General features: G+C 59.6%; 20 protein-coding genes and 1 tRNA gene. 9 read left to right on the top strand and 12 right to left on the bottom strand.

Annotation, left to right across the window (positions count from 1 at the left end):
* Nucleotides 1-67 precede the first annotated feature (67 nt).
* The gene (locus tag QP922_RS05190) at nucleotides 68-1438 is read left to right on the top strand and encodes a glycoside hydrolase family 183 protein (protein WP_284808199.1); all 1371 of its coding nucleotides are present in this window, start codon (nucleotides 68-70) and stop codon (nucleotides 1436-1438) included.
* Here QP922_RS05190 and coaE read toward each other — a convergent pair.
* Together coaE and rpsA are read right to left on the bottom strand one after the other, a co-directional pair.
* On the bottom strand, nucleotides 1435-2037 hold the full coding sequence (gene coaE, locus QP922_RS05195) for a dephospho-CoA kinase (RefSeq protein WP_284808200.1): 603 nt from the start codon (nucleotides 2035-2037) through the stop codon (nucleotides 1435-1437). The two genes, QP922_RS05190 and coaE, sit on opposite strands and share 4 nt — an antisense overlap.
* Nucleotides 2038-2156: 119 nt before the next feature.
* A complete protein-coding gene (rpsA, locus tag QP922_RS05200) occupies nucleotides 2157-3620 on the bottom strand; it encodes a 30S ribosomal protein S1 (protein WP_070670054.1) in 1464 nt (487 codons plus the stop codon).
* A gap of 229 nt (nucleotides 3621-3849) precedes the next feature.
* On the opposite strand from rpsA, the gene QP922_RS05205 reads away from it, so the two are divergent.
* Nucleotides 3850-4590, top strand: a complete 741-nt coding sequence (locus QP922_RS05205) for a class I SAM-dependent DNA methyltransferase (RefSeq protein ID WP_284808201.1) — start codon at nucleotides 3850-3852, stop codon at nucleotides 4588-4590.
* Nucleotides 4591-4636: 46 nt separating this feature from the next.
* Nucleotides 4637-5107, top strand: coding sequence for an RDD family protein (locus tag QP922_RS05210; RefSeq protein ID WP_284808202.1), 471 nt, complete (start codon nucleotides 4637-4639; stop codon nucleotides 5105-5107).
* Nucleotides 5108-5110: 3 nt separating this feature from the next.
* Here the strand turns inward: QP922_RS05210 and polA are convergent, their stop codons facing one another.
* Entirely contained in the window at nucleotides 5111-7774 is a 2664-nt protein-coding gene (polA, locus tag QP922_RS05215) for a DNA polymerase I (RefSeq protein WP_284808203.1), read from the bottom strand.
* 134 nt (nucleotides 7775-7908) lie between these two features.
* Between polA and QP922_RS05220 the strand changes: the two genes are divergently transcribed.
* The 6 genes from QP922_RS05220 (at nucleotide 7909) to QP922_RS05245 (ending at nucleotide 11877) form a co-directional block, all read left to right on the top strand.
* A tRNA-Leu gene (locus QP922_RS05220) sits at nucleotides 7909-7985 on the top strand.
* Between the two features lie 66 nt (nucleotides 7986-8051).
* Nucleotides 8052-8339 (top strand): hypothetical protein, encoded by a 288-nt coding sequence (locus tag QP922_RS05225; RefSeq protein WP_284808204.1) that lies wholly within the window; start codon nucleotides 8052-8054, stop codon nucleotides 8337-8339.
* A gap of 142 nt (nucleotides 8340-8481) precedes the next feature.
* The gene (locus QP922_RS05230) at nucleotides 8482-9297 is read left to right on the top strand and encodes a DUF368 domain-containing protein (RefSeq protein WP_070670044.1); all 816 of its coding nucleotides are present in this window, start codon (nucleotides 8482-8484) and stop codon (nucleotides 9295-9297) included.
* A gap of 3 nt (nucleotides 9298-9300) precedes the next feature.
* The gene (locus QP922_RS05235) at nucleotides 9301-10182 is read left to right on the top strand and encodes an ABC transporter substrate-binding protein (RefSeq protein ID WP_284808205.1); all 882 of its coding nucleotides are present in this window, start codon (nucleotides 9301-9303) and stop codon (nucleotides 10180-10182) included.
* On the top strand, nucleotides 10175-11113 hold the full coding sequence (locus QP922_RS05240) for an amino acid ABC transporter permease (protein WP_284808206.1): 939 nt from the start codon (nucleotides 10175-10177) through the stop codon (nucleotides 11111-11113). The genes QP922_RS05235 and QP922_RS05240 overlap by 8 nt, the downstream gene beginning before the upstream one ends.
* Nucleotides 11113-11877 carry an amino acid ABC transporter ATP-binding protein gene (locus QP922_RS05245; RefSeq protein WP_284808207.1) on the top strand — a complete coding sequence of 255 codons (765 nt, stop codon included), beginning with the start codon at nucleotides 11113-11115 and terminating at the stop codon, nucleotides 11875-11877. Before QP922_RS05240 ends, QP922_RS05245 begins: the two co-directional genes overlap by 1 nt.
* Nucleotides 11878-11935: 58 nt before the next feature.
* Here QP922_RS05245 and nusB read toward each other — a convergent pair whose 3' ends face one another.
* From nusB to QP922_RS05290, 9 genes are all read right to left on the bottom strand, one after another.
* Complete coding sequence (gene nusB, locus QP922_RS05250; RefSeq protein ID WP_284808208.1) at nucleotides 11936-12496, bottom strand: transcription antitermination factor NusB; 561 nt, start codon at nucleotides 12494-12496, stop codon at nucleotides 11936-11938.
* A gap of 1 nt (nucleotide 12497) precedes the next feature.
* The gene (efp, locus tag QP922_RS05255) at nucleotides 12498-13061 is read right to left on the bottom strand and encodes an elongation factor P (RefSeq protein WP_039675637.1); all 564 of its coding nucleotides are present in this window, start codon (nucleotides 13059-13061) and stop codon (nucleotides 12498-12500) included.
* 124 nt (nucleotides 13062-13185) lie between these two features.
* Nucleotides 13186-14277 (bottom strand): M24 family metallopeptidase, encoded by a 1092-nt coding sequence (locus tag QP922_RS05260; RefSeq protein ID WP_284808209.1) that lies wholly within the window; start codon nucleotides 14275-14277, stop codon nucleotides 13186-13188.
* A gap of 44 nt (nucleotides 14278-14321) precedes the next feature.
* On the bottom strand, nucleotides 14322-14747 hold the full coding sequence (gene aroQ, locus QP922_RS05265; RefSeq protein ID WP_284808210.1) for a type II 3-dehydroquinate dehydratase: 426 nt from the start codon (nucleotides 14745-14747) through the stop codon (nucleotides 14322-14324).
* Between the two features lie 43 nt (nucleotides 14748-14790).
* Nucleotides 14791-15861 (bottom strand): 3-dehydroquinate synthase, encoded by a 1071-nt coding sequence (gene aroB / locus QP922_RS05270; RefSeq protein WP_284808211.1) that lies wholly within the window; start codon nucleotides 15859-15861, stop codon nucleotides 14791-14793.
* 41 nt (nucleotides 15862-15902) lie between these two features.
* Nucleotides 15903-16412 carry a shikimate kinase gene (locus QP922_RS05275; RefSeq protein WP_284808212.1) on the bottom strand — a complete coding sequence of 170 codons (510 nt, stop codon included), beginning with the start codon at nucleotides 16410-16412 and terminating at the stop codon, nucleotides 15903-15905.
* Complete coding sequence (gene aroC, locus QP922_RS05280; RefSeq protein ID WP_284808213.1) at nucleotides 16409-17620, bottom strand: chorismate synthase; 1212 nt, start codon at nucleotides 17618-17620, stop codon at nucleotides 16409-16411. Before aroC ends, QP922_RS05275 begins: the two co-directional genes overlap by 4 nt.
* A gap of 51 nt (nucleotides 17621-17671) precedes the next feature.
* The gene (locus QP922_RS05285; RefSeq protein WP_284808214.1) at nucleotides 17672-18064 is read right to left on the bottom strand and encodes an A24 family peptidase; all 393 of its coding nucleotides are present in this window, start codon (nucleotides 18062-18064) and stop codon (nucleotides 17672-17674) included.
* Nucleotides 18065-18137: 73 nt separating this feature from the next.
* Complete coding sequence (locus QP922_RS05290; protein WP_284808215.1) at nucleotides 18138-18938, bottom strand: shikimate dehydrogenase; 801 nt, start codon at nucleotides 18936-18938, stop codon at nucleotides 18138-18140.

Consider the following 18938-nt stretch of genomic DNA (forward strand, 5'->3'; position numbering starts at 1 on the left):
GAGCGAAAAGTAAATTTTGTCTACCAAGTCCTTTAAATGTTGCTGCGCTGCTTTAGAATCGGCAGGCATGAAGTTTCGTTCCCTTGCTAGTGCGGTAACCGTCACCGCTCTCCTCCCCGTTGCCCTCATTGCCCAAGCCCCACACGCCCTGGCTGCTCCCTGCACGCCATACTCCAAGTCCGGCAGTTTCACTTCGAAGCCGGCTGGTCCCGCGGGTGGTTCCTCATTGGGCGGACTAAGTGCGCTGTTCAATGGCTCGTCCAAGCCGTCGCAGTCCGAGCGCTCCACTAGTGGCCAGCGCAGCAACTATAACCAGCGTCAAATCACCGGCGGCCCTACCCAAATCATGCAGCTCATCACCGGCGCAGGCTCGCCCAATCGTACCGACCTGGACTTCGACGTCTCCGGTACGGACCTCGGCATTGCCTACGCTGATGGTGATGGGCGTTCCTACTATGTCTTTGGAGACACCATGGATTGTGTCGGCGAAGGCGATGGCTGGCGTTCCAATGTCATTCTGCGGACCACCGACCAGGATTACGGCGACGGGCTGCGTCTCGATGAAGCACTGACCAACAGCGGCTGGTCAGGCTCCGGACGTGCCAAGGAATTCATTCCCTCCCAAAAAGTCGGTGATGCTGACATGAACGGTGAGCGCACGACCATCCCAACTGCTGGCATTGCGGTCGACGGTGTGCACTACATCGACTACATGTCGGTGCGCTCCTGGCATGACCCGAAGACCGGCTGGTCCACCAACTATGCCGCAACGGTGAAGTCCACCGACGGCGGCGTCACGTGGCACGCGGTTCCGGAAGCTACCCGCACCAATGCCAGCCACGGCGCGAACGCGCCTATCCCCGGCGGGGCAAACTACCAGGACGGCTTTGAGAAACTCCAGCAGTCGGCCTACGTCGAACACGGCGACTACGTCTACCGCTTCACCACCGGGCAAGGCCGCCGCGGGCCGGCGTACCTCTCCCGCGCACTTAAGTCTGAGTTCCCCAACGAAGATGCCTTCGCTTACTACGCTGACGGCTCCTGGGTGGAGGATCCATCCCAGGCGAGCGTCGTGCTGGACGGCAAGGTCTCTGAGCTCTCCGTAGCCTACAACGACTACCTAGGAAAGTTCGTCACGATGTACGGCGTCGAGGGCGAAGGAATTGTGATGCGCACAGCAGATTCCCCCGAGGGCCCGTGGTCCGCACGCCGCAAGCTTGTCGACGAATCCACGGCCAAGGTCATTAGTGGCGAGCCACTGAATGACACGTACGCGCCTTATGTTCTGCCTAACCAAGATGACCAGCACCTCTACTACACGCTGACTTCTTGGCGCGATTACAACACCATGCTCATGCGCACCGACCTCGATTTCGTGGGCGAGGACATGGAGAACAACGACCACATTGCCGTCTCTGACGTCGTAGAAACGCGCTAGCTAAAGCGACGCTTCAGCTCCTCAACGGCCTCCAAAACGTGCGCGTCCAGTGCTTCGCGGGGGCCGTTGTTGTCGATGAGGAGGTCGGCCGCAGCACGACGAACATCATCGGGAATCTGAGCCGCAATGCGGCGGCGTGCATCGTCCTCCTCAAGTCCACGAAACTCCACTAAACGGCGCACGCGTCTTTCCACGTCGACATCCACGACGATGGTGGCGTCCATGTCCTTATGCAGTCCGTTGTCCACCAACAGAGGCATGTCGTAGACGACAAACTCCTCACCTGCGCGGCGGGCAGCGTCGAAACGAGCTTGAGTTTCCTCGTGGATACGTGGATGGGTAATGGAATTGAGGAGGTCGGTCTTCTCCCGGCTTGCAAAGGCACGGGAGGCGAGCAGGCCCCTATCGAGCGTGCCGTCTGCACGCAAAATGTCCTCCCCAAAAGCCTCCGCCAGCTCCGCTAGAGCGGGCTGACCAGGTTCGACGATGTCGCGGGCGATCCGGTCGGCGTCGACAAGCACCCAGCCCTGCTCCTCCAACAACTGTGCCACTGTGGATTTGCCGCTTCCGATTCCACCGGTGAGTCCAATGAGTTTCATACCGGCCCACGATACGCCAGTAGATGCACCAAGGCCGCCTCTCCCGCAGTGCGGGGAGAGACGGCCTTGTGAACTCAAACGCTCACGCGCACGAAACGTGGAGCGTCGACGAGTTGGGTTTAGTTGCCTGCGAGCTTGTCGCGCAGAGCAGCGAGCTGCTCGTCGGATGCGAGGGAACCGCCAACCTCTGCCTCAGTCTCGGATGCCGGAGCTGCATCCTGGGACTCGGAGGAGTAGTTGGAGTTGTCCGCAGCGGACTCAGCGGCCTCAGCAGCTGCTGCACGGTTGCGCTCGATCTGAGCGGTGTGCAGGTTGAAGCGACGCTCGGACTCGGCGTAGCGAGCCTCCCAAGCCTGGCGCTGCTCGTCGAAGCCTTCCTTCCACTCGTTGGTCTCCGGATCGAAGCCCTCGGGGAAGACGTAATTGCCCTGCTCATCGTAGGAGTCAGCCATGCCGTACTTGGACGGATCGAACTCGTCGGTGTAGTCCTCATCTGCCTGCTTAACGGACAGGGAGATACGACGACGCTCGAGGTCGATGTCGATGACCTTGACCATGACTTCCTGGCCAACGGTGACAACCTGGTCCGGAACCTCCACGTGGCGCTGAGCCAGCTCGGAGATGTGGACGAGGCCTTCGATGCCCTCCTCGACGCGTACGAAGGCGCCGAACGGTACGAGCTTGGTGACCTTGCCCGGGACGATCTGGCCCACAGCGTGGGTGCGGGCGAAGACGCGCCACGGATCTTCCTGGGTTGCCTTCAGGGACAGGGACACGCGCTCGCGGTCCAGGTCGACGTCGAGAACCTCGACGGTGACCTCGTCGCCCACGGTGACAACCTCGGATGGGTGGTCGATGTGCTTCCAGGACAGCTCGGAAACGTGAACCAGGCCGTCGACACCGCCGAGATCGACGAAGGCGCCGAAGTTGACGATGGAGGAGACGACGCCCTTGCGGACCTGGCCCTTCTGCAGCTGGTGCAGGAACTCGGAGCGGACCTCAGACTGGGTCTGCTCGAGGTAAGCACGGCGGGACAGAACGACGTTATTGCGCTGCTTGTCCAGCTCGATGATCTTGGCCTCGAGCTCCTGGCCGATGTACGGCTCCAGGTCGCGAACGCGGCGCATCTCAACGAGGGAAGCCGGGAGGAAGCCACGGAGGCCGATGTCGAGGATGAGACCACCCTTGACAACCTCGATGACGGTACCGGTAACCGGCTCTTCCTTGGCGTGCAGCTCTTCGACGGCGCCCCAAGCACGCTCGTACTGTGCGCGCTTCTTGGACAGGATCAGACGGCCTTCCTTGTCCTCCTTGGTGAGAACAAGTGCGTCGATCTCGTCGCCGACCTCGACAACCTCATCCGGGTTGACGTCGTGCTTGATGGAAAGCTCGCGGGACGGGATGACGCCCTCGGTCTTGTAACCGATGTCGAGCAGGACCTCGTCGTGGTCAACCTTGACCACGGTGCCCTCGACGATGTCACCATCGTTGAAGTACTTGATGGTGGCGTCGACAGCTGCGAGGAAGTCCTCTGCGGTTCCGATGTCGTTGATCGCAACCTGAGGGGTGTTAGAAGTTGGCATGTAGTTATGCTCCGAAGTGACGTAGGAGATCGTGATTGGACAGTTACGCGTCTCTTGAAAAGCGTCATTAAGCAGCGAAAATACGCAAGGCTTAAGATGGATTTCAATCCCGACTCGCGGTCCGGCTGAACTCTCCTACAGTAGCCCAGTTCGTCCCGAGTCATAGACACGCTCGTCCAACACTACATCCATGCAGCTACAAGGGCAAATGTGCCACGCGAAAGGACCTATGTTTTCTGCCTCAGCGGCCAACCGCGCCTTTTGGGACTCCGATGCTGACTCGTATCACGCTACCCACCCGGAGTATCTTTCATCCTTTTATTGGTGCCCGGAGATGCTGCATGAGGCTGAGGCGCGGTTGCTTGGCGACGTCTCCTCGGCCACCGTCCTCGAACTCGGATGCGGCTCCGCGCCCTGCACGCAGTGGCTGCAAGGACGTGCAGGGTTTGCGACGGGATTCGATCTCTCCGCCGGAATGCTCTCCCATGCCGACCCCGGGCTGCCACTTGTTCAAGCTGATGCCTTGACACTTCCTTACCGCGGGGAGGCCTTTGACGTTGTCTTTTCCGCTTTCGGGGCACTGCCCTTCATTGCGGATCTGGATGCGGCGCTTGCTGAGGTGCACCGCGTCCTTCGTGCCGACGGCAGATTCGTCTTCTCAGTGCCGCACCCAATGCGCTGGGTCTTCCCCGACGATCCGGCTAATCTCACAGCAGAGCTGTCCTACTTCGACCGCGCGTACCTCGAGCAGAACTCTGATGGTGAGCTCACCTACGCTGAGTTTCACCGCACCCTGGGTGATTGGCTGCGCGCTCTCCAGGTCCGCGGGGGCTTTCAGATTCTTAATCTGATAGAACCAGAGTGGCCAGAGGGCCTCGACATCACGTGGGGACAGTGGTCGCCTGAGCGCGGCGCACTCTTCCCCGGAACCGCGATTTTCGCCTGCCAGGCCGTCGATGCCCACCCGTAACTCCCCACAGCAAGGACAGGGGGTGCGGGGACGTAAGCTGGCAGACATGGTTCTAGAACGCCTCGGCATTGTGCTGCGCCGCGTGGTGGCGTGGTGGATCGATGCCTTCCTCGCCGCCGCTATCATCCTCGTCATCAAATGGCTCACCAACCTCGCCACCGATGGCATACTGACTGGTCGCGCCGGCGAAATCTACGACATCGCGGCCCTTGCTGGAGTTTTCTATATCTACCGCGTGTGGGTCGAAACCACGAAGCAGACTTCGCTGGGCAAGTGGTCTCTCAAACTGGAGGTTATTGCGCAACGTCCCGGCATTGCCAGCGCCGCTATCCGCAACAGCTGGCTGTTGCTCACGCTGCTAGCGCTCACCGGGCTGCCCATGGTCGAGGGCATCATTCTCGCCATTTTGGGCCTTAGCGTCATTCTGATCGGCCAAACGCCCTTCGACCTGTTGGCGGGCTGCCTCGTGGAGCGCCGCACGCCCACTGAGGATGAACGTGCGGTGGGATTGACCTAGGGCCTAGTGGGCGGCCGCATCCCAGTTCTTGCCCTGGCCAACGGAAACCTCCAACGGCACCGTCAACTCGATAGCCTTGTCCATCTCGCGCTCCAAGATGGTGTGCACCTTTTCCGCCTCATCGGCTGCGACCTCAACGACAAGTTCATCGTGGACCTGGAGCAATACGCGTGACTCCATGCCCTCAAGTGCCTTGTCCACGCGAATCATGGCCACCTTGATGATGTCAGCCGCCGTGCCCTGAATCGGGGCATTGAGTGCAGCGCGCTCGGCATTCTCGCGAGCCACACGGTTGTCGGAGTTGAGCTCCGGCAGGTAGCGACGGCGACCAAAGACTGTTGAGGTATAGCCGTCCTTGCGGGCTTGGACCACCACCTCGTCGAGGTAGCGTTTCACGCCACCAAAGCGCTCGAAGTAGCTCTCCATAATCTGCTTGGCCTCACCAGCCGGAATTCCCAGCTGCTGCGATAGGCCATAGGCCGACAGACCATATACCAAGCCATAGGACATGGCCTTGACGCGGCGGCGCAGCTCTGGCGTGACCTCATCGACTGGCACGTCGAAGACCCTCGAACCTACAAAGTTGTGAAGGTCCTCTCCCTTTCGATAGGCCTCAATGAGCCCCGGATCCGCTGAGAGGTGCGCCATCACACGCATCTCAATTTGGGAATAGTCAGCGGTAATTAGCGTGTCAAAGCCCTCGCCCACCACAAAGGCAGAACGAATCTGGCGGCCAGCTTCCGTACGGACCGGGATGTTCTGCAGATTGGGCTCCGTCGAGGACAAACGGCCGGTGGAAGCCACCGTCTGGTTAAAGGTGGTGTGAATGCGGCCATCCGGCTGAATCGTCTTGATGAGGCCTTCCAGCGTGGTCTTCATCTTCTGGTACTCGCGGTGCGCCAAGAGATGGTCGAGGAAAGGATGCGGGTGGCTAGCAGCCAGCTGCTCAATTTCCTTGGCGGCGGTGGAATAGCCGGTCTTGGTCTTCTTCGTCTTCGGCATATCGAAGGTCTCGAAAAGCACTGCCTGCAGCTGCTTCGGCGAGTTCAGGTTGAGGGAGTCATCCCCCGCCAGCTCACGTGCAGCGCGCTCCTGTTCGTTGACCTGCTCAATGAAAGCATCACGCTGGGTTTCCAGGATGTCCTTGTCCACGGCGATGCCGGCAGCCTCCATACGGGCCAGGATGGGCACCAGCGGTAGCTCGAGGTCGGTATACAGCTCGAAGGAATCGATCTCTTGCAGTTGGGTCGTGAGCTCCGCAGCAAGTTCCATAATCGCCCCTGCTTGGTCTACCAGTGGATTGTCATCAAGGATAGAGAGCTGCTCACTCGCCTGCCCCAAAGACTTCTTCAGGTGACGTTGGTAGACGTCACTCAGCTCGTACGTGCGCTGGCCCGGCCGCAGGAGGTATGCGGCGAGGGCAGTGTCATGTGCGATGCCGCGCAGCTCGATGCCACGTCCGGCCAACATGTGGAAGGCTTCCTTGGCCTCATGGAAGTACTTCGGCGCATCCGAGGACAGCCACTCGGCAAGCGCTGCGTCGTCCTCCGCGCTGAGATCAGCAAGTTCGAGCTGGAGGCCTTCAAAGGATTCGTCGACAAGCGCTAGCGCTGCCGCATCACCAGCGCCCGGAGTTCCATCGCCCTGCACAAAGACCGCGACGTGCTTGCGCAAACTGTCGCCTTCCTTGAGCCATTCGGCGAGAGGCTGGTCAGTAATGGACACTGCAACCTTGGGCGATTCTTCTGCCGCTGCGGCCTCAGCATCAGCGTCGTGCGGAATGACACTCAACACACGCTCGCGCAGATTAGTGCCGAACTCCAACTCATCAAAACGCGCGGCGACTTCACTAGCTACTGTCCCTTTGAAAGCCAGGTCTGCTGGCCCCACCTCAAGGTCCATGTCCGTCACCATCTGTGTGAGCTGACGGTTAAGCTTGACCTGCTCGATGCGGTCACGGAAGTTCTGGCCGGCCACGCCCTTAATCTCTTCGGCATGGGCAATGAGCTCCTCGAGGGAACCATACTGCGTAATCCACTTCGTAGCGGTCTTCTCCCCCACCTTCGGCACACTAGGCAGGTTGTCAGACGGGTCTCCGCGCAGGGCGGCAAAGTCCGGGTATTGCTGCGGGGTCAAGCCGTATTTTTCTTCCACCGCTGCCGGGGTAAAGCGATGCAGGGTGGACACGCCGCGCATCGGGTACAGAACCGTCGTGGACTCATCAACCAACTGCAAGTAATCGCGGTCACCCGTCACCAGCAGGGTCTCATAGTCAGATCCTGCCTGCGTAGACAACGTGGCCACGATATCGTCGGCCTCAAAGTTCTCACGCGACAACGTCGTGATGCCTAGCGTGCCCAAGACCTCGCGGATGAGCTCGACTTGGCCGCGAAACTCCTCAGGGGCCGCCTCTCGCTGCGCCTTGTAGTCCGGGAACATCTCGGTACGGAATGTCTTGCGGCCGACATCAAAAGCCACTGCAACGAAATCGGGCTTCTCCTCGTTGAGAATATTGGCCAGCATGGACAAGAAGCCATACACCGCATTGGTATGCTGACCTCCCGAGGTGGAGAAATTCTCCGCTGGTAGTGCATAAAATGCGCGGAAGGCCATGGAGTGGCCGTCGATAAGCAAAAGTCGGGGCTGAGAAGTAGTCACCCAGCCCATCCTAACGTGTTGCGTGACGCGCCACCGCTCGCCCTCATTCGGTAGCCCAAGGCCTACTCATACCGCTCTCAAACCGCGCGCGGGCAGGCAATTAGGTCTGTGTTAGTCGGCTGCGCTAATATCTTTGCCAGTGCGCCCCTGTAGCCCAATTGGCAGAGGCAACGGATTCAAAACCCGTGTAGTGTGAGTTCGAGTCTCACCAGGGGCACCACTCCACCCCACGACAGAGTATGTTGTGGGGTGTTAGCGTTTTCCCTATCGAAAGGTCTCCCTCCCTATGCGTCGCACTATCATCGCTCTCAGCACCGCAGTTGCACTTACCTTTTCTGGCACCGCCGCAGCCACTGCTGCGGAGTCGAGCGTGAAGTCCACCAACTCTTCCGCTATCTCTTCCAAGGCTGAGGACTCTTCCTACTACCAGAAGCTTCGTGAAACAGCAGCGTCCTCCAACGACCCAGATCTCAACCGCTTCTACGTTGTCCTGTTGGACGGCCTCATCGGCCTTGCCGCCTTCGCTGTCATTGGATCCCTGTACGGCGAGCTGGCCAAGCGCCTGCCCTTCTAAGCCGGGAGCGCATATCCTTCCTTTGAGTGAATAATTTGCATAAGTCTGGCGTTCAGTGAAAGAATAGGGCGTCATCTGCTCACCTCCTCTCCCCACGGCACGGCATTCCCACCGCGGGGGTGGTCAACGATAATTTCGGTTTATGCACTTTATTCTCAACGCCATTCGCGGCGCCCTCATTGGCATGGCCGAGCTGGTTCCCGGGATCTCCGGTGGAACCGTCGCGCTCATCGTCGGTATTTATGAACGCGCCCTGCACAACGCCAATGACCTCATTTCCGGCCGTTTCAAAAAGGTCGAGTGGGGATTCCTTCTGTCCGTCGCCGTCGGCATGTTCGCCGCTGTCTTCGGTTTCTCCACACTGCTCCACAACTTCGTAGAGGGCCAAGTGTCCCTCTCCCACGCTCTGTTTCTCGGCATGGTTGCCGTATCCATCATCGTGCCGCTGAGCATGATGTCGCGCTTTTCGCCGGGATCCATCGTCGCGTTTGTCATCGCCACCGTCGCGATCTTTTTTGTCACAGGTTTTACCTCCACCCCCGTGGAGGATCCCAACCTCATCGTGGTCTTTTTCGCCGCAATGATCGCTGTCTGCGCACTCGTTCTACCTGGCGTGTCGGGTTCCCTCATCCTTTTAACCATGGGCCTTTACGAGCCGGTCATCGGCGCAGTGTCGGACCGTGACATGGTCACCGTCGGTGTCTTCGCGCTGGGTGCGGTGTGCGGCCTTGCGGCATTTGTCAAGGTTCTCAACTACCTTCTGGATAATCACCGTAATCCCACCCTCGCAGCCATGGCAGGTTTCATGCTTGGCTCCTTGCGCGCACTGTGGCCGTGGGGTGCTGAGCAAGACGCATCCACGCCAATGATTCTGCTCATGCTCGTCATCGGCGCTGTTATCGTGTCCATTTTCATCGTTGTGGATAGGCGCAAGGCCGCAACTTATCAAGAGAGTTAAACCATGAAGAAGACCGCAGCCATCGTGGGCGCTGCTGGACTGGCGGTGACAGCCATGCTCTCCGGCTGCGTCACCAATGAGGAACCCGCACTTCCGGAGGGGTGGACCGCGCCCAACGTCGACGAAGTACCTGAAATCGCTGCCATGTATGAGGACGCCGACGGTGTCCTCACCGTAGGCACAAACCCACCCTTCGCACCTTTTGAGTTCAAAGACTCGGATGGCACCATCATCGGGCTCGAAATGGATCTGGCGCATGCAGTCGCTCAGGTATTGGGCTTAGAATTTCAGCCGGTCGAGCAAGACTTTTCCATGATTCTCCCGGCTGTCCAGTCAGGCCAGGTTGACCTCGGCGGTTCTGGCTTTACAGACACTGCCGAGCGCCGAGAGAACTTTGACTTCGTCGATATTCTCTACGCCGGTATTCAGTGGGCCGCCCTTACCGATGGGCCCCGCGAGGTCGACCCCTCCAACCCCTGCGGCCTCACGGTCGCGGTACAGCGCACCACTGTGTCGGAGACAGATGACCTTCGACCTAAGCAGGAAGCGTGCGACGGTGACCTCACCATTTTGCCGTATGACACGAGCGATAACGCCGCCCTCGCCGTGCTTATGGGCCGCGCCGATGCACTTTCCGCCGACTCCCCTGTTTCTGCGTGGTCGGTGAACCGCTCGGATGGTCGCATGGAGATGGTCGGCGAGATGTTTGATGCCGCCCCTTACGGCTTTGCCGTGCCTAAAGACTCCGACTTAGGTCCAGCTGTGGCCGCGGCATTCCAGCACCTCATCGATACCGGCGTTTATGCAGAGATACTTCAACAATGGGGCGTCGACGACGGCCTCGTCGAGCACGCCATGATTAATGAAAGGCCGATCAATGACTAACTCTTCCTCTCCGGCATCCCCTACACCCCCACCTAAAATCGAGGCCCGCCCGCTCCGCCACCCATGGCGCTGGGTTTTCGCTGGTGTTCTTATCCTCTTGGCCGTCTGGTTCATCATTGCCTCGGCCCGCAATGAGGCCTTTGGATGGGGCACGTATGCGCAATATCTCTTCGATACCCGCATCGCCACTGCGGCCCTGCACACCATCGCCATTACTATCTTGGCCATGATCATTGGCGTTGTGGGTGGCGCCGCCCTTGCCGTTATGCGCATGTCCCCTAACCCGGTGCTCAGGGGTGTGTCCTGGGTCTTCCTGTGGCTCTTCCGTGGCACTCCCATTTATGTCCAGCTGGTGTTCTGGGGCTTGCTGTCTGCCCTTTACCAATCCATCAACTTGGGCTTTACGGAGATTTCTCTTACCGCCGTGCTCACCAACGCTTTCCTGCTCGCGGTGCTGGGCTTAGGCCTCAATGAGGCTGCCTACATGGCTGAGATTGTGCGCTCCGGTATTTCCTCGGTTCCGGAGGGCCAGAAGGAGGCATCCAAGGCGCTGGGAATGGGCTGGTGGATGACCATGCGCCGCACGGTTCTGCCGCAGGCCATGCGCATCATCATCCCGCCGACCGGCAACGAGTTCATCTCCTTGCTCAAGACCTCTTCTTTGGTTGTGGCCATTCCCTACACGGCAGAGATCTTTGGACGTGCCACGGATATCTCGGCGGCACTCTTCGAGCCTATTCCACTCCTCATGGTCGCTGCCACGTGGTACCTCGTCATCACTTCCCTGCTCATGGTGGGCCAATACTTCCTCGAGCGCCGCTTTGAGCGCGGAGCCACGCGCGAACTTACTGGCCGCCAGCTCGCCGCGCTTGCCGACGCCGAAGGTACCATCCCCCGCAACGTGTCCGTCATCCCGGAGGTTAAGAAGTAATGACGACTCCCATGATTTCTGCGCAGAACGTATGCAAGTCCTTCGGCCAGCTGGAGGTGCTCAAAGGAATTGACATCACCGTCATGCCCGGTGAGGTTGCCTGTCTGCTGGGCCCGTCTGGTTCGGGTAAGTCCACCTTTTTGCGCTGCTGCAACCACTTGGAAAAGGTGACGGCTGGACGTCTCTACATTGACGGAGAAATTATCGGCTACCGCGAGCGCGATGGCGTGCTTTATGAGATCTCCGAAAAGGAAGCTGCCGCTCAGCGTCAAGACATCGGCATGGTCTTCCAGCAGTTCAACCTGTTTAGTCACCGCACAGTTCTCGAGAACATCATTGAAGCGCCCGTCCAGGTCAAAAAGCAGAATCCCCAGCAGGCCAAAGACCGCGCCATGGAGCTGCTGGACAAGGTCGGGCTTGCTCACAAGGCAGACGCCTACCCGGTACAGCTGTCCGGTGGCCAGCAGCAGCGCGTCGCCATTGCCCGTGCTGTGGCCATGGAGCCCAAGCTCATGCTTTTCGACGAGCCCACCTCCGCCCTTGACCCCGAGCTCGTGGGCGAGGTTCTGCGCGTCATGAAGGAGCTTGCTGCCGATGGCATGACCATGCTCGTGGTTACCCACGAAATGGGCTTCGCACGTGAGGTTGCCGACAAGATCTTCTTCATGGACGGCGGCACCGTCGTCGAGTGTGGCACTCCAGAGCAGGTCTTGGACAACCCGCAACACCAGCGCACTAAGGATTTCCTGTCCTCGCTGCTCTAAGTGGAATACAACGACTAAAGTCCGGCTAGATCCTCATGATCTGGCCGGACTTTTGCTTTTAAGAATCGGAAGAATCTGACGACTCTTCGGCGAGGTCCCCTGTCGGGTCCGCAGGTTCTTCGGCGTCCTCATCCTCGGCTTGATCAGTGTGGGATGTCATCGGGTTATCAGCAGACTGTGCCTGGATAACATCGTCCAACACCGCGTGAATGTACGGCGCGGCCTGATTGTTGGAGTACTCCGAAGCAAGCTCCACGCCTTCGACGAGCGCAGTAGCGTTCGGTACGTCCTCGTTGAAGAGAATCTCCCACACGGCTACGCGCATAATCGCACGGTCGACTGCGGGAATACGCTCCAGTGACCACTCATCGGAGAGGAAACGGGCGATGGCCTCGTCGATGGCGTCGAGCTCCTCAGCAGCACCCGTCACAATGACGCGGGTGTAGTCAGCGATGGGAGCAACACCGTTTTCTGGGTCGCGGGCTAGGACCACGCGGTCATCGACGATGGCCACTGGGTCAACGTCGCGCGACTCAGCTTCGAAGAGGATGTCGGCGGCACGGCGGCGCGCACGGTAGCGCGCCGTGTGGCGCTTATAGTTCGGCTCAGGCTGGGTCATCTTAGTTGTTGACGCGGGAGAGGTACTCGCCAGTACGGGTATCGATCTTCAGGATGTTGCCGATTTCAATGAACAACGGAACCTGGATCTCAGCACCGGTCTCCAGGGTGGCCGGCTTGGTGCCGCCGTTGGAGCGGTCGCCCTGCAGACCCGGCTCAGTGTGCTCGACCTTGAGGTCAACGGAAATCGGCAGCTCGCCGAAGAGAGCTTCGCCGTCGTGGAAGGAGACCTGTACGCGCATGTTCTCCAACAGGAACTTGCCGGCGTCACCGAACTTGTCAAACGGCAGCTCAAACTGCTCGTAGGTCTTGTCATCCATGACGACGTAGTTCTGGCCATCGTTGTACAGGTAGGTCATGTCGCGGCGGTCTACGTTAGCGGTTTCCACCTTGACACCAGCGTTGAAGGTCTTATCCGTCACCTTGCCGGAGACGACATCCTTGAGCTTGGTGCGCACGAAGGCAGGGCCCTTGCCCGGCTTTACGTGCTGGAACTCAACGATCTGCTGCAGCTTGTTGTCGATCTTCAGAACGAGGCCGTTCTTGAAGTCAGTGGTATCTGCCATGAAATGACTCTCCTGAATACATTGAAGTAGAAACTATGAAAACAGTGTCTAAGCATACCGTACGGCATGTGGGCACTGTAGGTAGGGCCGCTGGAATGTCCCTGCCGCCCCATGGCGGCTGGGACTAGAGGACCTGCAGGTCCTTCGGGTAGGCGGTAATAATCTTCGGCGCACCGGAGGTGATGATGAGGCTGTCTTCGATGCGTACTCCACCTTTACCTGGGACATAGATGCCCGGCTCGATGGTCAGCGTCATCCCCTCGGCCAGTTCGCCCTTACCAGTTTTCGCGGCCGATGGCCCCTCGTGTACATCGAGGCCAATACCGTGGCCAGTAGAGTGAACGAAATACTCGCCATAGCCTGCCTCAGTGATGATGTCGCGGCATGCCGCGTCGACGTCGACAAGCGCGGCTCCCGGTACCGACGCCTTGACGCCCGCCTCCTGGGCGCGCAGGACGATGTCATAGATCTCCTGCGCGAAGTCAGACACCTCGCCGATAACGAAGGTACGGGTGCAATCTGAATTGAAACCACGCAGGTGAGCGCCGAAATCTATGGTGACAAGGTCGCCATTGCGTAGCTCGCGGTCATCAGCACCGTGGTGGGGTTTTGCGGAGTTTTCACCAGAAGCCACGATGGTATCGAAACTAACGCGCTCCGAGCCGAGCATGCGCATGCGGTACTCCAAGTCCGCGGCAACCTGGCGCTCAGTGCGGCCAGCGGCAACCTCTCCTGCCTCGATGAGCTCGGTAAGAGCCTGGTTAGCCAAGGCGGCAAGTTCTTCGAGCTTCTGCAGCTCAACGTGGTCCTTGATGAGGCGAATATCTTCGATAACCCCGCTTACCGGCACCAATGTGACGCCTTCCGGCGCCGCCTCTTCCATGCGCTTGAGCTGCGCCACGCTCACATAATCCGCCTCATACCCCACACGCATCTCACCGTCTAGTTGGCTAAGAAGGTGTGGTCCTACGTCGCGGCCCAGCACTGCCTCGATATCCGGAACCTCATCAGCAATCTGGGTGGTGTAGCGGCCATCAGTAGCCATCAGGGCGGAGAGATCCTTGCGCAGCAGCAGCCCACCATTGGAGCCGGAGAAGCCCGTCAGGTAGCGCACGTGCGTCAAGTGCGTAATCACTACGCCGTCAATGCGCTGACCAGCCAGCGTTGAGGCCAGCTTACGGCGGCGGTTGCTAAAGCGAGTATCGGCTAGTGCCATGAGAGAACCACTCCAATCTTCCTAAAGGCGATACTCCATGATAGCTAATCCGCCACGAAGTACCTCAGAGCCGCGATGTAACCATAGGAACCCAGACCGGCGATAACGCCACGGGCGATGGGGCTGAGGTACGAATGCTGACGGAAGGCTTCACGTGCATGCACATTGGAAAGGTGCACCTCAACGAAACCTGCGCCGTCGGCGACTTCCGCCAATGCGTCGCGCAGTGCAACAGAGGTGTGGGTAAAGCCGCCGGGGTTAATAATGACCGGCCAGCCCTCATCCGCCGCGCCGTGCACGTGGTCGATGAGTTCACCTTCATGGTTGGACTGGAAGAATATAATCTCCTCCTGCCCTGCTGCCTCGCGCATACGCTTCTCGATGTCCTCGAGGGTTTCGCTGCCGTAGATTTCCGGCTGGCGCTTTCCTAGGCGGTTGAGGTTGGGGCCGTTGAGAACGAGGATGGTCATGGCATTCTCCTGCAGGTGCGGTGGGCTAGGTCTTTAACTCGGTTTAGACGTTGAGTTGAGCGTAAGCGGCACGCAACTCATCGTCGGATGCGTCTTCGATGCGGGTAGTCTCACCGATACCAGTCAAGGCTACAAAGCGAATCTGGCCGCCGCGGTTCTTCTTGTCATGGCGCATCCCGTCTAGCAACTCCTCGAAGTGTCCTTGCTCATAAGACGTGGGCAGACCTACGGAAGTGAGGATATCGCGATGAGTCTGAACCAGCTCAGCGCTCATGAGACCGCGAGCATGCGATAGGTGGGCGATGAACATCATGCCCACTGCGACCGCGCGTCCGTGGCGCCAGATGTATTTCTCGCGCCGCTCTACGGCATGGCCGAAGGTATGGCCGTAATTGAGGGTTTCCCGCAGGCCAGACTCCTTGAGATCTTGGCCCACAACGTGCGCCTTCACAGCGATAGAACGTTCAATCAGCTCTGGCAGGAAACCGTCCGGATCAAGGCAAGACGCTGGATTATCGAGGTATCGCTCAATGATCAAGGGATCGTGAATGAAGCCGGTCTTGATGATTTCGGCTGACCCCGCCACGATTTCATCCTCCGGCAGGGTGCGCAGGCGGTCCAGATCCACAAACACAGAGTCCGGCTCGTGGAAGGCACCTACGAGGTTCTTTCCGGCGGAGGTATTAATACCTGTCTTTCCACCCACTGCCGCATCCACCATGGCCAAGAGTGTCGTCGGTGCCTGAATGACGGGGATACCGCGCATCCATGTCGCTGCGGCGAAACCAGCGAGGTCCGTCACGGCTCCACCGCCAAGACCGACGACGACATCGCGGCGGCTAAATCCGGCCGTACCCAACTCATCCCAGAGGCGCGCCAAGACGTCGAGTTGTTTAGCTGCCTCAGCGTCAGGTACCTCCACCAGAGTGGCCGCTAGCCCACGCCCGGCTGCAGCAGCAGCTAGTGCTTCGGCTGCAGCAGCGAGTGGCGGCTGATGGATGATAGCTACCTTAGCCGCACCAATGGACGCGGCGCGCTCCACGATGCTCTGGCTCAAATCCGTGCCGATGGTGACCTCGTAGGGCGAGGGTCCGTTGACCGGGATGGTGTGCATGATGGGAACGCTCCTTGGTGAGTGCGGGCGCGGGGAGAAGATTACAGCGATTCGAGGAAGCTCAAAATATCGCCCACCACCTGCTGCGGGGAGCGCACGCCGGTGCGAACCTTGAGATCAGCGACCTCCGTATAGAGCGGACGGCGGGTTTCGAGCAGCTGGGCATAATGAGCGAGGGGATCTGCGGAGTCGAGAACTGGGCGGTTGCTATCGCCCAAGGTGCGTGCCACGCCTTCTTCCGGCGTGACATCGAGGAAAACCACGTTGAGGTTATCCAGCAACGTGCGTGTGGACTCAGTAAGCACTGCACCGCCGCCGAGGCTGACCACGCCTTTGGTGGTCAATGCCTCACGAACAACCTCAGCTTCTTCCTCCCGAAAAGCAGGTTCACCCAGCTCAGAGAAGACCGCACCGCAAGGCTTGCCGAAGCGAGCTTCAATGAGCTCATCTGAATCCACGAGCTCGCAATTCAACGCCCGGGCAAGGCGGCGGCCAATGGTGGACTTCCCGGAACCCGGTGGGCCAACGAGGACAACGTGCGGAGAACTCATGCTTCACCCCACTCTAGGCGGCGGGCTACATACTCCTGGTATGAAGCGATGTTGCGCTTGGTCTCTTCCAAGGAGTCACCGCCGAATTTCTCCAGCACAGCCCGCGCCAGTACGAGCGCCACCATGGCTTCAGCCACTACACCGGCTGCCGGCACGGCACACACGTCTGAGCGTTGGTGGATAGCTGTCGCGGCGTCGCCCGTAGTCATATCGACAGTTTTGAGTGCACGCGGCACAGTGGAAATCGGCTTCATCGCCGCGCGCAGGCGCAAAGTTTGACCATTGGTCATTCCACCTTCCAGGCCGCCAGCCCGGTTGGTTTCGCGCTCCACGCCACCATCCGCGCGCACCATTTCGTCGTGAGCTTCACTGCCGCGACGGCGGGCTTCCTCGAAACCATCACCTACCTCGACACCTTTGATGGCCTGGATACCCATAAGAGCAGCCGCAAGCTGCGCATCGAGGCGGTCCTCGCCGGAGGTGTGGGAACCAAGACCGATGGGGAGGCCTTCAACGATGACCTCCACGATTCCGCCGAGGGTATCGCCCTGCTTCTTAGCAGCTTCGATCTCAGAAATCATGGACTCCTCGGCGGCCTTATCGAAGGCACGAACCGGAGAGGAATCGATATCCTCCAGGGCATCAAAGCTGGGGTGCGGCCCCTCGTAAGGTTCAGAAGCGCCGATGGAAATGACATGGGAGAGCACTTCAACGCCGAGGGTCTCGCGCAGAAAATTGCGGGCTACGGTCGCGGCCGCCACACGAGCAGCTGTCTCACGGGCAGAGGAACGCTCCAGGATAGGGCGAGCCTCGTCGTGCCCGAATTTCACCATTCCGGCGAAGTCAGCGTGGCCTGGGCGCGGGCGCGTCAAGGGGGCGCCACGGCCCGAGTCCATGGCCTTGACTACCTCCGGATCCTCCATATCCAGCGCATCTGGAGACATGATGGTGGTCCACTTCGGCCATTCCGTATTACCAATCATGATGGCGATGGGACTGCCCAGGGTTCGTCCGTGGCGGATGCCGCTAAGCAGGGTGAGATCGTCAGCCTCAAACTTCATACGGGCGCCACGACCATAACCAAGGCGACGACGAGAGAGCTGGAGAGCGATGTCATTCTTAGAGACAGGCACCCCCGCCGGCATGTGCTCCATCAAGGCGATGAGCGCTTGGCCGTGGGATTCACCTGCGGTAGTCCAACGAAGCATGCGCAACATTATCGCACGCCAGGTATGTATTTGATGCCACTGGGCTGCGTATCACACCGTGTCGGGGCTAAAAATCATGACAAGCGCTGCGGCGATGAGCATGCCAGGCCCGTGTGCAGGTGCGCGATCCCGCATCACAAGGCCCCACAGCACCGTGCTTATCGACGCCCCCATCATCGCCCCCACAACCCCTATCACTCCCCCAACGTGAGCTGTCGCCATGCCGAGCGGGATCGCCAGCTTGAGATCCCCGCCTCCAATACTGCCGCCTCGTGTGGCCAGCGCCAGCACGATATAGAGCCCGGGCCATATCAACCCGGCTGGACTGAACCACCACAGCGATACCAGCGCTGCAGGAAGTGTGAGGTAGTTGGGCAGCCGCTTGAAACGGATGTCATAGATGATTAAGGCGCACCCCCACGCCAGGAATATTAGAACCCCCATGCCAGCGAGCGTACCCGGTGTGGATTCCGTATGCTCGCCAGAAGGCGAGTGCTTGAAAGCTAGAGCCAGAAGGCTAGGCCAACGCGGCGTTGAGAGCCGCAAGCATCTCTGTGCGGGGAGCAGTATGGCCTGTAAACTGCTCGAACTGCGAGAAGGCCTGATGCGCCAACATGATGTGACCGCCAACAGTGGCAAAACCATCGGCTGCCGCATACACAGTGAGCGGCGTGGGCCAGGGATCATAAATGACGTCAAAGACAGGGGCCTTTGCCAGCTGCGTGAGGTGGCTGTCGAGCGCCGCCGAGGGAACGGTAGACACAATGAGATCGACCGAACGTGCTACGCCCACGAGGTCCTCGGTGAAGGTGACGGCCCGGAGGGTGAGCCCGAGGGCGTCGGCAAGCGGGCGCAACTCCGCGAGGCGATCTGAGCGGTTGAGCACCGTGACGTCCGTGACGCCGCGCTTGGCCAACCCCCACAGGACTGGACGAGCGGTACCACCAGCGCCTATGAGCAGGGCGTTCGTTGGTTCTGATTCTCCGAGCAGTTCCGCAAGTGCACCAAGCACACCTTCGGTATCTGTGTTGTCCGCACGCCACCCGTCATCAGTACGCACGAGGGTGTTGGCTGAGCCAATGAGCTCAGCACGCTCACTCACAATGTCCGCACACTTCAGGGCATCGAATTTGAGCGGCATCGTCACCGAAAAGCCGCGGTATTCCTCCCCCACCGTCTCCAAGAAGGCCGGCAAGTCAGTGACGTCGAACTTCGTGTATTCCCAATCCTCAAGCTGCAACGCGGCATAGCCCGCATTGTGGAGGACCGGGGACAGGGAGTGGGCAATGGGGCTGCCCAGGACTGCGGCGCGAGGCAT

It is taken from the genome of Corynebacterium sp. MSK218 (genome assembly GCF_030232655.1).
Lineage (GTDB): Bacteria > Actinomycetota > Actinomycetes > Mycobacteriales > Mycobacteriaceae > Corynebacterium.

Bases quoted from the DNA above. Each gene is read 5' to 3' on its own strand.
- efp (WP_039675637.1), bottom strand. From the start codon at position 13,061: ATGGCAGATACCACTGACTTCAAGAACGGCCTCGTTCTGAAGATCGAC.
- nusB (WP_284808208.1), bottom strand. From the start codon at position 12,496: ATGACCCAGCCTGAGCCGAACTATAAGCGCCACACGGCGCGCTACCGT.
- QP922_RS05245 (WP_284808207.1), top strand. From the start codon at position 11,113: ATGACGACTCCCATGATTTCTGCGCAGAACGTATGCAAGTCCTTCGGC.
- QP922_RS05285 (WP_284808214.1), bottom strand. From the start codon at position 18,064: ATGGGGGTTCTAATATTCCTGGCGTGGGGGTGCGCCTTAATCATCTAT.
- QP922_RS05240 (WP_284808206.1), top strand. From the start codon at position 10,175: ATGACTAACTCTTCCTCTCCGGCATCCCCTACACCCCCACCTAAAATC.
- QP922_RS05225 (WP_284808204.1), top strand. From the start codon at position 8,052: ATGCGTCGCACTATCATCGCTCTCAGCACCGCAGTTGCACTTACCTTT.
- aroC (WP_284808213.1), bottom strand. From the start codon at position 17,620: ATGCTTCGTTGGACTACCGCAGGTGAATCCCACGGCCAAGCGCTCATC.
- QP922_RS05230 (WP_070670044.1), top strand. From the start codon at position 8,482: ATGCACTTTATTCTCAACGCCATTCGCGGCGCCCTCATTGGCATGGCC.
- aroB (WP_284808211.1), bottom strand. From the start codon at position 15,861: ATGCACACCATCCCGGTCAACGGACCCTCGCCCTACGAGGTCACCATC.
- rpsA (WP_070670054.1), bottom strand. From the start codon at position 3,620: ATGCCAACTTCTAACACCCCTCAGGTTGCGATCAACGACATCGGAACC.
- QP922_RS05190 (WP_284808199.1), top strand. From the start codon at position 68: ATGAAGTTTCGTTCCCTTGCTAGTGCGGTAACCGTCACCGCTCTCCTC.
- polA (WP_284808203.1), bottom strand. From the start codon at position 7,774: ATGGGCTGGGTGACTACTTCTCAGCCCCGACTTTTGCTTATCGACGGC.
- QP922_RS05290 (WP_284808215.1), bottom strand. From the start codon at position 18,938: ATGCCTCGCGCCGCAGTCCTGGGCAGCCCCATTGCCCACTCCCTGTCC.
- QP922_RS05210 (WP_284808202.1), top strand. From the start codon at position 4,637: ATGGTTCTAGAACGCCTCGGCATTGTGCTGCGCCGCGTGGTGGCGTGG.
- coaE (WP_284808200.1), bottom strand. From the start codon at position 2,037: ATGAAACTCATTGGACTCACCGGTGGAATCGGAAGCGGCAAATCCACA.
- QP922_RS05205 (WP_284808201.1), top strand. From the start codon at position 3,850: ATGTTTTCTGCCTCAGCGGCCAACCGCGCCTTTTGGGACTCCGATGCT.
- aroQ (WP_284808210.1), bottom strand. From the start codon at position 14,747: ATGACCATCCTCGTTCTCAACGGCCCCAACCTCAACCGCCTAGGAAAG.
- QP922_RS05275 (WP_284808212.1), bottom strand. From the start codon at position 16,412: ATGAGTTCTCCGCACGTTGTCCTCGTTGGCCCACCGGGTTCCGGGAAG.
- QP922_RS05235 (WP_284808205.1), top strand. From the start codon at position 9,301: ATGAAGAAGACCGCAGCCATCGTGGGCGCTGCTGGACTGGCGGTGACA.
- QP922_RS05260 (WP_284808209.1), bottom strand. From the start codon at position 14,277: ATGGCACTAGCCGATACTCGCTTTAGCAACCGCCGCCGTAAGCTGGCC.